The following is a 10068-nucleotide window of genomic DNA, read 5'->3' on the forward strand; positions in this document are numbered from 1 at the left end:
CGCGCGCCCGGCGAGGGGTTCACCTGCGGCGTGGCGCGCAACGAGTTTGGCGACGATGCGGTCGAGCACGACGTATTTCTCGGTATCGGCGCAATAGGGCGACATGGTGGGCGTCGCATAGGTCACGGGCAGCGCACGGCGCAGGTCGGACATCGACATATCGGGATTGCGGTCCATCAGTTTGCAAATCTCGACTGCGACGCGCATGCCGCAGTCGTAACCGCGCCCGATGGGTTCGGCGAGGAAGTAATGCCCCGATTTCTCAAAGCCTGCGAGCGCGCCCAATTCCTTGACCCGGCGTTTCATGTGGGAGTGGCCAGTTTTCCAGTAATCGGCGGTCACACCGTTCTTGATCAGTTCTGGGTCAGAGGCGAAGAGGCCGGTGGATTTCACATCAGCGACGAAGGTGGCGTTGGGGTAAATCTTGGAGAGGTCGCGCGCCATTATGACGCCCACCTTGTCGGCAAAGATCTCCTCGCCCTCGTCATCGACAACGCCGCAGCGGTCGCCATCGCCGTCAAAGCCAAGCGCGAAATCGGCGCCTGTGACGCGCACGGTTTCGGCCATGTCATGCAGCATTTCCATGGCTTCGGGATTAGGATTGTAATGCGGAAAGGTGTAATCGAGCGTGTTGTGCGAGGGGATCACCTCGACGCCCAATCGCTCGAACAGCTCAGGCGCAAAGGCCGAGGCGGTGCCATTGCCGGTGGCGCAGACGACGCGGAGTTTGCGGGTCATGCGGAAATCGCCGACGAGATCGTCGAGATAGGCCTCGCGCACGCCGGGAACAAATTCGTAGGCACCGCCGGGGCGAGACTGGCCGCGTCCCTCGAGCACGATATCGCGGAGTTCGGCCATCTCGTCGGGGCCGTGGGTGAGGGGGCGGTCAAAGCCCATCTTGACCCCGGTCCAGCCGTTCGGATTGTGCGAGGCCGTGACCATGGCGACGGCGGGCACGTCGAGGTGGAATTGCGCGAAATACGCCATGGGGCTGAGGGCGGGGCCGATGTCCTTGACCGTGATCCCCGCCTGCATGAGACCGAGCATGAGGGCGTTCTTGATCGAGAGCGAATAGTCGCGATAGTCATTGCCGACCGCGATCACAGGCGGGATGCCGCGCGCGTGCATCTGCGTGCCAAGGCCGAGGCCAAGGGCAGTGATGCCGGGCAGGTTGATCTGGTCGGGGTATTTCCAGCGCGCGTCATATTCACGAAAGCCTGTGGGGGCAATCATGGCATCGCGCAGGAATTCCCAAGTATTGGGGGTGACGGTCGGCAAGGGTTTGGACATGGAATTCTCTCTTCGGTCAAATGGACAGGGGATGCGCCTTGGCCAACTGGTCGAATTGCATCAGCATGTCGATGAGTCCGGCCATCTGCGTGAGCGGGATCATGTTGGGCCCATCCGAGGGCGCGTTGTCCGGGTCTTCGTGGGTTTCAATAAAAACCGCTGCCACGCCAAGTGCCACGGCGGCGCGGGCCATCACGGGGGCGAATTCGCGCTGCCCGCCGCTGCTGCCGCCACGCCCGCCGGGTTGTTGCACCGAATGGGTGGCGTCCATCACCACCGGATAGCCCGTCGCCGCCATCTGCGGCAGGCTGCGCATGTCGGCGACAAGGGTGTTGTAGCCAAAGGAGGTGCCGCGTTCGGTCAGCATGATGCGGGTGTTGCCGGTGCTCTCGATCTTGGAGATGACATTGGGCATGTCCCAAGGGGCGAGAAACTGACCCTTCTTGACGTTGATCACCGCGCCGGTTTCACCGGCCGCGATCAGGAGGTCCGTCTGGCGGCAGAGAAAGGCGGGGATTTGCAGGACATCGGCCACTTCGGCCACGGGCGCGCATTGATCGGCGGTGTGGATGTCGGTGAGCACGGGCAAGCCAAGTGTATCCTTGACCGATTGCAGAACCTTGAGCCCCTCGTCGATCCCCAGACCGCGCTTGCCCGAGAGCGAGGTGCGGTTGGCCTTGTCGAACGACCCCTTGAAGATCAACCCCGCGCCATAGGCGGCGCAGGCCTCTTGCAGGGTGCCTGCGATCATTTGGGCGTGATCGGCGGATTCGAGCTGGCACGGCCCGGCAATGAGTGTGAGGGGACGGTCGTTGCCGATGGCCCGCCCGTTGAGGTCTATGTGTATCATATCAGGAGGACACCTGTTCACGCAGAATGGACGCTGTAAGCGAGATGAGCAGGTAGATACCAGAAAAGATCAGGAAGGCCAGTATCGTATTCTCGAAGGCGCGCGGATAGGAGGAATCTTGCGAAGCGAGGGGCCGCACGCTGACCGTGAGATAGCGGACCTGTTTGTTGGCCTCGATCTCGGATTGGCGTTTCGCCTCGAGCGCGGATTGCAGCACCAGATCGGCGGTGGCGAGATCGGCCTGCGCCATCTGGATCGCCGCGGTCTTGGACGCGAGCGAGCTTTCGCCGGCGGTCGCTTCGGTCAAGCGGCTTTTCTGGCGGTCGAGTTCGGCGCGCAGGATCTCGATTTCGCTCTGGAGCGCCTCGACCCGGGCGGCGTTGGGGCGGGCGTTGTTGAGCTGGATATTGAGGGCCAATTCCTTTTCCTGAAGCTGCAATTCGACGGTGTTCACGAGGCTGCGGATGCTGGCGATCTCGCCCTCGGGATCGAGGATGGTCCCCTCTTGCAACGTCACGAGCATCTGCTGGGCGGCGCGACGGTCGGCCTTGGCCTGCTCCAAGCTGGTGCCGGCGGTGCTGACCGCATCCTCGCGTTTCTGGCGGCTGAGGTCATCCACACGCTCTTCGGCATATTTGATGAGGCGTTCGGAAAAGGTGGCGCTGAGGGCGGGATCGGCGGTCGAGACCTCCATCCGGATGACGCCTTCGGTCGGATCGTAGCCGAGTTTCACGTATTTGCGATAGAGTTTATAGGCGGTTTCGTGGCTGGCATCGGGGTCGAGCCGTTGGAGCGGGTCGATCGACGGATCGCTGAAATGCGCGCGAAAGCCGAGTTCCTCGTCAAGGCGCAGCATCGCATCCTTGGATTCGAGGTATTCCTGAGTGGCGATGGCATCCTGACCGGTGGCGAATTGCGTGGGCAAAAGGCCGCCCAAACCGCCACCCGTGCTGCTGCCGCCATCCGCCGAGAGGATCAAGAAGGCGGATTTGGTCGCATACATCGGCGTGGCGATGGCGTAAAAATAATAGCCGACGAGGAGGGTCGGCAAGAGCACGAAGGCGGCGAGGCGCGAGAAGAGCAGCACCAGCCGACGGCGGCGGCGGCGGCCGATATCGCGTTGAATTTCCAAGATTTCCTTGGCGCGGCGGTCGGCCGGGCTGACCTCGGTGGAGGGCAGCGTCTGGCGGGCGACGGGCACGGTTTGCGGCAGTTGCACGCGGCCCTGCGGCGCGCCCGGATCACTTGGCGCAGCCATGCCATTGGGCGGGGGCGGCGGGGTGTTGCCACCGTCGCTGGCCACGAGCTCGAGAATATTGGCGCGCTGGAACGGGTCGATGCCGCGCGCGCGCAAAAGGCGCACGGCGTCGAAATCCGAGGTTGGGGCGAGCCCGTATTTCTGCGCCAAGCGGCGGGCCATGCGCAATTCGCGCCCGGTCAGACCCTCGCGGCGGATATCGTCAATATTCTGGCTGGTTGCGGTTTCGCGCGCCGAGGCAATCTGACCCTCTTGCAGGGGCGGCGCGGGGTCTGCCACAGGCACGGCCGCACCTGCGTCCGCCGAGGTGGCGACGCGCGGCGCGAGAGGATCGGCGCTCCGGCGGATGCGGAACTTTCTAGCCTTGGGTTTCGTAATCATAAAGCTCTTTTGCCTCTTCCAAGGTGTCGAACATATACAGTTTTCCGCCCATCAGCACGGCTGCCGAGCGGGCGAATTTTTCCAGCACCTTGGGATCATGCGACACGATGATCACGGTGGTGGTGCGCAGGCGTTCCTGAAGGATATCGCCTGCCTTGCGGTTGAACTCGACATCGGTCGAGCCGGGCATGCCCTCATCTATGAGATACATGTCGAAATCGAGGGCCAGCATGAGCGCGAAACTGAAGCGTGCGCGCATACCCGAGGAATAGGTGCCGAGCGGCTGGTCGAAATATTCGCCCAAGCCGCAGAGCCAACGGCAATAGGCCTCGATGTAATCGGGATCGAGGCCGTAGAGACGCGCAATGTAGCGCGAATTGTCGAGCGCCGATAGCCGGTTGATCACGCCCCCCATGAAGCCCAGAGGAAAAGAGATGCGACAGCCGCGCCGGATCACGCCTTCATCCGGTTTTTCCAGACCGGCCATCATGTTGATCAGCGTCGTCTTGCCCGTGCCATTGGGCGCGAGGATGCCAAGGCTATGGCCAAGCTCGACACGGAACGAGACGCGGTCAAGAATGACCTTGCGCTGCGTGCCTGTCCAAAAGGACTTGCTGACGTTCTCGAACTCGAGCATTCAATCGCCCCGGTAAACCTGCTCTCCCCGACTATAACGGGATACTCTTAAGGTCGGCTTAGCCTGATTTTCATTATTATTGCCGATCTGGGAACAATTTGCCACGGCAACAAGGCAAGATTGTGATCAATCCCTCGGAATTCGTGGCAATTTCCCGGCAGGCGTGGCGGGGGAGTGACGCCGCGCATGGAAGCGACACGGGCGCGGTCGGGATGATTGCCCAAGCGGCTGCGCTGCGCTAGGGACAGGAACGAGACGCAGCACGAGTAAGACCATGAGCCGGATTTGCCATATCGAGTTGGATGATGCCAACCTGCCGCCGCCCACGCCCGAGATCGAGCAGGAGCGCAAGGTGGCGATGTATGACCTGATCGAGGAGAACTCTTTCATCCTGCCGTCGCGCGACGACCGGACGGTGCCGGACGGCCCCTATCGTCTGGGGCTGGCGATCCGCGAAAAGCGGCTGGTGTTCGACATCCGCACCGAGACCGAGGAACCGGCGGCCGAGTTTCATCTGTCGCTGAGCCCGTTTCGGCAGGTGGTCAAGGATTACTGGGCCATCTGCGAGAGCTATTTCGACGCGGTCAAGAACATGCCGCCCTCTCAGATCGAGACCATCGACATGGCGCGGCGCGGGATTCACAACGAAGGCGCGCGTGTTTTGGCCGAGCGGCTGGAGGGCAAGGCCGAGATCGACAATGACACCGCGCGGCGCCTGTTCACGCTGATCTGCGTGTTGCATTTCGGGGGCTGAGGGATGCCCGAGCCGCTGCCGCAATCGGTGCTGTTCTGTTGCGATCACAACGCGGTCCGCTCGCCCATGGCCGAGGGGATCATGAAGAAGTTCTATGGTGCCGACACCTATGTGCAATCGGCAGGCGTCAAGAACGATATGGAGATCGACGGGTTCAGCATCGCCGTGTGCCGCGAGATCGGCGTAGAGTTGGAGCGGCACCGCTCGCGCAGCTTTGACCAGATGGAGCAATGGGGCGACGATCTGTCCTCGTTTGACATCATCGTGGCGCTAAGCCCGGCAAGCCAGCGGCGGGCCCTCGAATTGACGCGGTTTTTTCATCTCGACGTGGTCTATTGGCCGATCATGGACCCGACCGGCCTTGCGCAGACGCGCGAGGCGCGGTTGGATAGCTATCGTCAGACCCGAGACCAGATCATCGGGCATTTGCAAGACCGTTGGGGACCACCCCGGGAGGATTTATGAACGAGACCGTCAAAGCCTATTTCGATGCCTTCAACCGGGGCGACACGCCCGCGATGCTGGCCTGCCTGAGCGACGATGCGCGCCATCATGTAAACGAGGGGCAGGTGCGCGAAGGCAAGGACCTCTTTCGCGCCTTTTGCGAGCACATGAGCCGGTGCTACCGCGAAGAGCTGACCGATATGGTGATCTTTGACGCCGAAGGCGGCACGCGGGCGGCGGCGGAATTCGTCGTCAACGGCACCTATCTGGAGACAGACGAGGGCCTGCCGGAGGCGAAGGGGCAGACCTATGTCCTGCCTGCCGGGTCGTTCTTCACGCTCAAGGACGGGCTGATCACCCGCGTGGTGACATATTACAACCTCGCAGATTGGGTGAAACAGGTCTCGGCATGATCCGGGTCGCGCGGCTGACGGGGGACGCGCTGACCGCGGCCCTGCCGGATGTGGCGCGGCTCAGGATCGAAGTATTTCGGGCCTATCCCTATCTCTACGACGGCGATGCCGCCTATGAAGAGCGGTATTTGCAGGTCTACCGCGACAGTGCCAATGCCATTCTGGTGGGGGCCTATGACGGCGCGCGCCTGATCGGGGCGGCCACAGGGGCCCCGATGGAGGATCACGCGGACGATTTCGGTGCAGCGTTCGCCGAGAGCGGTATTGCGCTGGAGCAGATATTTTACTGCGCCGAAAGCGTGCTCTTGCCCGCCTATCGCGGACAGGGCATCGGGCATCGGTTTTTCGATCTGCGCGAGGCGCAGGCGCGCGACCTTGGGCGTGACTATGCCACCTTTTGCTCGGTTGTGCGGCCCAAGGATCACCCGGAGCGGCCTGACGGGTATCAGCCGCTGGACGCGTTCTGGCGCAAGCGGGGCTATGCGCCGCTGGCAGGGGCGATGGCCACATTCAACTGGCGGGAGATCGGGGCAGACAGCGAGAGCGCCCATGATCTGCAGGTCTGGATGCGCGCGCTCTGACGAATGCTGACTGGCCCACCATGGAATTTGCGGGATTTGCGCCACGGTTTCGCGGAATGGTAAAGTTTAGCTGGTCAATTCGCCTGAGGGTTTGCTAAGCAGAAACTGCCGGGGGGCGCAGTATGGGGACGTGACGCATGACACGTAGTTTCGCCATTGCCCTCGGGGCGCTTCTGGCACTGATAACGGGCCTGACGACAGCCGCCTCGGCACAATCCGAAGGGCGGCAACGCTTGGGCTATGGCCTGCTTTTCACTAATGACGTTCTGGGCGACACGGATGATCGGTGGCGCACCGGGTCGATTACATCGAGCCGGGTCTGGGGGCCCGCGTGGCAGGGTCACGCGCCAGAGCGCATCGGTCAATTGCTCGAATTCCGCTTTCACGGCGAGGTGATCGCGCCCGAGAACCTGAGCCGCCCTGCCCCGCTGGATCGGCCCTATGTCGGCGCGCTCGGGTTTGGGCTGCATACGCATTTTCAGAAGGCTCAGGTGGATTACGCCTTGGGCGCAGACCTGATCGTGACCGGGCCGCAGACGCAGCTTGATGATTTTCAAGACTTTTTGCACGGGTTTCTGGGCGGGCGTGACGTGGGCCGGCGGGTCAGGCGCAACCAGATCGACGATGGCATCCGCCCCTCTGGCGTGTTCGAAGCGAGCCGCGAGTTTGAGCTGGGCTTTGCGCGGCTGCGCCCCTTTGCCGAGGCGCGGCTGGGGGTTGAGGACCTGATCCGGGCGGGCGCAGACATCACCTTTGGTGACATCGGGCGCGGGGAATTGCAGGTGCGCGATGCGGTCACGGGCCATCGCTACCGGGTGGTGCGGGCCGAACAGGCGGGCACGGCGTTTCTCTTGGGGGCGGATATCGCCTATGTTGATGACAGCGATTACCTGCCCGCGCGCAGCGGTGTCACCCTGACCGAGGATCGCACCCGCCTGCGCGCAGGGCTGCATTGGGAAAACCGCAACGGGGCCGCGCTCTTTTACGGGTTGACGTGGCTGAGCGAGGAATTCGACGAGCAGCGCGAGGGACAATTTCTGGGCGCTGTGCAGTTCCGGCTTCGGTTCTGACAAAAATGCAATCAGGGGCTTTTCAGAGTGATTCGCCTTTGCTACCTTTACGATAATAATAAGCGATAAAAAAAGAAACGAAGAGGCAGGCAGTCAGGGTTATGGGGACGGGCTTTCGAGGCACGTTCGTCATTTCCTGGTCGCAAACAGAACTGGACGGGATCACGACTGCGCCGGTGCAGTCGCTTTCGGTGGGACAAACATGGTCCTGGCGGGGCGATGCGGTGCGCGTCGATGGGCCGAACCAACTGTTGCGTCTGGAAGGGGCGAATGGGGAAACCGTGAACCGCAAACGTGCGGCACGGATGGTGCGGCGTCTGGTGGGCGCGGCGATGAACAACACGCGCGATCTGATCCCGACGGAGGTGGACGAGCCGCTGATGGATCTGGGCTTTGTCGTCACCGACGGCACGCGCAGCTATACGGTCACGATCATCGAAGTGGGCAGCGAGGGCACACCGCTCTTGATGTTTCACGACGAGATTCCGCCACGCGGACGGGAAATGTGGATCGTGCATCACTCGCTGGAGGGGATGCGCGGGGCCTCGACCGGACCGGCGAGCGGGGGGGTCATCTGTTTTACCCCCGGCACACGGATCGAGACGCCGGAGGGGCCGCGTCTTGTCGAGGAGTTGCGCGAGGGCGACCATGTGCAGACCCGCGACAACGGCGCCGAGGAAATCCAGTGGATCGGCAGTCGCCGGATGACGGGCGCGCGGCTCTTTGCCATGCCCAAGCTGCGGCCGATCCGGCTGCGGGCCGGGGCGCTTGGCATCGGGCGGCCGGATGCGGAATTGCTGGTCAGTCCCGAACACCGGATGCTGGTGCGGGGCGATGTGGCGCGCGCGCTCTTCAACACGCCCGAGGTTCTGGTCATGGCGCGCGACCTGATCAACAATGACACGGTGGCGGTGGACCTCTCATCGCGGGAGGTGACATATATTCACCTGCTCTTGCCGCGCCATCAGATCATCTGGGCCAATGGCGTGGAAACCGAAAGCTTTCATCCGGCGAGCACGGCGTTCTCGACCCTTGATGAGGGCGACCGCGCGCGGCTGTTGGCGATCAATCCCAATCTGGAATACGAGCCCAATCTCTATGGCGGCTATGCACGGCGCTGTCTGAACGGGTCGGAAGCGGCGATCCTCGCGCATGAGGCGGCCTAAGGTGCGGGGGCGCTGGCCCCTTTACCCTTGGCGCAGGTGGTTTATGACGGGGGCAATAGCCCTCGCCTGAACCGGAGAACCCGACGTGACCCCCAAAACTGTCCCTGATGTCATCTTTCATACTCGCGTGCGCAATCCGGCGCTGGAGGGCGACAACCCGTTTGAATGGAAGGATCTGAGCACCGCCGATATTTTTGCTGGCAAGCGCGTGGTGGTCTTTGGTCTGCCGGGGGCGTTTACGCCTGCCTGTTCCGAGAGCCACCTGCCGGGGTATGAGCGGCTCTATGACGACTTCATCGCCGCCGGGATCGACCGGGTGATCTGCACCTCGGTCAACGATGCCTTTGTGATGTTCCAATGGGGCAAGGCGCAGGGGATCGAAAAGACCATGATGCTGCCCGATGGCAATGGCGATTTTGCTCAAGGTTTGGGGATGCTGGTGGACCGCTCGCGTCAGGGCATGGGCAAGCGGAGTTGGCGGTATTCGATGCTGGTGGAGGATGGGGTGATCACCGCGCTTTTTGCCGAGCCGGGGTTTCAGGACAACCCGGCGGGCGTGCCGGTCAAGGTCTCGGATGCCGAGACGCTGCTGGCGCATATCAAGCAGGCGGGGTGAGGCGGGCGTTGGGCGCGCAACACCCCTGTTGACACCCGCTGGGGCACCTGTATAAGCGCGGCTTCATTGGTGTTGGTGGACCCTGCAAGGGGATACCTGTCGGCTGACCGGAACATGCCGGAACGCAGAGGACAACGCCCTTCGATTCAAGTGAAGGAGATCAGCCGTGACCAAACGCACGTCTGCCAAATACAAAATTGACCGCCGGATGGGTGAAAACATCTGGGGCCGCCCGAAATCCCCCGTCAACAAGCGTGAATATGGCCCCGGCCAGCACGGTCAGCGCCGCAAGGCCAAAATCTCTGACTTTGGTCTGCAGTTGCGCGCCAAGCAGAAGCTTAAGGGCTATTACGGCGACCTGACCGAAAAGCAGTTCCGCCGCATCTATGCCGAAGCCGAGCGCGTCAAGGGCGACACTGGCGAGAACCTGATCGGCCTTCTGGAGCGCCGTCTGGATGCCGTGGTTTACCGCGCCAAGTTCGTCGTGACCATGTTCGCCGCACGCCAGTTTGTGAACCATGGTCATGTCACCGTGAATGGCCAGCGGGTCAACATCCCCTCCTACCGTGTGAAAGAGGGCGATGTGATCGAGGTCCGTGACCGTTCCA

Annotated in this window: 12 protein-coding genes; 8 read left to right on the forward strand and 4 right to left on the reverse strand. The window is 62.4% G+C overall.

What is annotated here, in order from left to right:
* The 4 genes from KBT70_RS17565 to KBT70_RS17580 all read right to left on the reverse strand — a co-directional run.
* Positions 1-1290 (reverse strand): phosphomannomutase/phosphoglucomutase (locus KBT70_RS17565; protein ID WP_296637238.1); only part of this gene is annotated, 1290 nt, incomplete at its 3' end.
* A 16-nt stretch (positions 1291-1306) separates the two neighbouring features.
* Positions 1307-2140: a 3-deoxy-8-phosphooctulonate synthase gene (kdsA, locus tag KBT70_RS17570; protein ID WP_296637241.1), complete on the reverse strand. Its 834-nt coding sequence runs from the start codon at positions 2138-2140 to the stop codon at positions 1307-1309.
* Position 2141: 1 nt separating this feature from the next.
* Complete coding sequence (locus KBT70_RS17575; RefSeq protein ID WP_296637244.1) at positions 2142-3779, reverse strand: capsule biosynthesis protein; 1638 nt, start codon at positions 3777-3779, stop codon at positions 2142-2144.
* Positions 3757-4416 carry an ATP-binding cassette domain-containing protein gene (locus KBT70_RS17580; protein WP_296637246.1) on the reverse strand — a complete coding sequence of 220 codons (660 nt, stop codon included), beginning with the start codon at positions 4414-4416 and terminating at the stop codon, positions 3757-3759. Before KBT70_RS17580 ends, KBT70_RS17575 begins: the two co-directional genes overlap by 23 nt.
* Before the next feature lie 274 nt (positions 4417-4690).
* On the opposite strand from KBT70_RS17580, the gene KBT70_RS17585 reads away from it, so the two are divergent.
* From KBT70_RS17585 to rpsD, 8 genes are all read left to right on the forward strand, one after another.
* Positions 4691-5170 carry a UPF0262 family protein gene (locus tag KBT70_RS17585; protein WP_296637250.1) on the forward strand — a complete coding sequence of 160 codons (480 nt, stop codon included), beginning with the start codon at positions 4691-4693 and terminating at the stop codon, positions 5168-5170.
* Between the two features lie 3 nt (positions 5171-5173).
* Positions 5174-5635, forward strand: a complete 462-nt coding sequence (locus KBT70_RS17590; RefSeq protein WP_296637252.1) for a low molecular weight phosphatase family protein — start codon at positions 5174-5176, stop codon at positions 5633-5635.
* Positions 5632-6027, forward strand: a complete 396-nt coding sequence (locus KBT70_RS17595) for a ketosteroid isomerase-related protein (protein ID WP_296637255.1) — start codon at positions 5632-5634, stop codon at positions 6025-6027. The genes KBT70_RS17590 and KBT70_RS17595 overlap by 4 nt, the downstream gene beginning before the upstream one ends.
* Complete coding sequence (locus KBT70_RS17600; RefSeq protein WP_296637257.1) at positions 6024-6608, forward strand: GNAT family N-acetyltransferase; 585 nt, start codon at positions 6024-6026, stop codon at positions 6606-6608. Before KBT70_RS17595 ends, KBT70_RS17600 begins: the two co-directional genes overlap by 4 nt.
* A 137-nt stretch (positions 6609-6745) precedes the next feature.
* On the forward strand, positions 6746-7678 hold the full coding sequence (locus tag KBT70_RS17605; RefSeq protein WP_296637260.1) for a lipid A-modifier LpxR family protein: 933 nt from the start codon (positions 6746-6748) through the stop codon (positions 7676-7678).
* 101 nt (positions 7679-7779) lie between these two features.
* Positions 7780-8844: a Hint domain-containing protein gene (locus KBT70_RS17610; RefSeq protein ID WP_296637262.1), complete on the forward strand. Its 1065-nt coding sequence runs from the start codon at positions 7780-7782 to the stop codon at positions 8842-8844.
* Positions 8845-8929: 85 nt separating this feature from the next.
* The gene (locus tag KBT70_RS17615) at positions 8930-9460 is read left to right on the forward strand and encodes a peroxiredoxin (protein ID WP_296637265.1); all 531 of its coding nucleotides are present in this window, start codon (positions 8930-8932) and stop codon (positions 9458-9460) included.
* A 166-nt stretch (positions 9461-9626) separates the two neighbouring features.
* On the forward strand, positions 9627-10068 hold a 442-nt coding region (gene rpsD, locus KBT70_RS17620; RefSeq protein ID WP_296637268.1), incomplete at its 3' end, for a 30S ribosomal protein S4.

The sequence above is a fragment of the Roseovarius sp. genome, assembly GCF_018066915.1.
Taxonomy (GTDB): Bacteria; Pseudomonadota; Alphaproteobacteria; order Rhodobacterales; family Rhodobacteraceae; genus Roseovarius.

Coding starts and splice junctions, on each gene's coding strand:
- kdsA (WP_296637241.1), bottom strand. CDS start 2,140: ATGATACACATAGACCTCAACGGGCGGGCCATCGGCAACGACCGTCCC.
- KBT70_RS17575 (WP_296637244.1), bottom strand. CDS start 3,779: ATGATTACGAAACCCAAGGCTAGAAAGTTCCGCATCCGCCGGAGCGCC.
- KBT70_RS17580 (WP_296637246.1), bottom strand. CDS start 4,416: ATGCTCGAGTTCGAGAACGTCAGCAAGTCCTTTTGGACAGGCACGCAG.
- KBT70_RS17585 (WP_296637250.1), top strand. CDS start 4,691: ATGAGCCGGATTTGCCATATCGAGTTGGATGATGCCAACCTGCCGCCG.
- KBT70_RS17590 (WP_296637252.1), top strand. CDS start 5,174: ATGCCCGAGCCGCTGCCGCAATCGGTGCTGTTCTGTTGCGATCACAAC.
- KBT70_RS17595 (WP_296637255.1), top strand. CDS start 5,632: ATGAACGAGACCGTCAAAGCCTATTTCGATGCCTTCAACCGGGGCGAC.
- KBT70_RS17600 (WP_296637257.1), top strand. CDS start 6,024: ATGATCCGGGTCGCGCGGCTGACGGGGGACGCGCTGACCGCGGCCCTG.
- KBT70_RS17605 (WP_296637260.1), top strand. CDS start 6,746: ATGACACGTAGTTTCGCCATTGCCCTCGGGGCGCTTCTGGCACTGATA.
- KBT70_RS17610 (WP_296637262.1), top strand. CDS start 7,780: ATGGGGACGGGCTTTCGAGGCACGTTCGTCATTTCCTGGTCGCAAACA.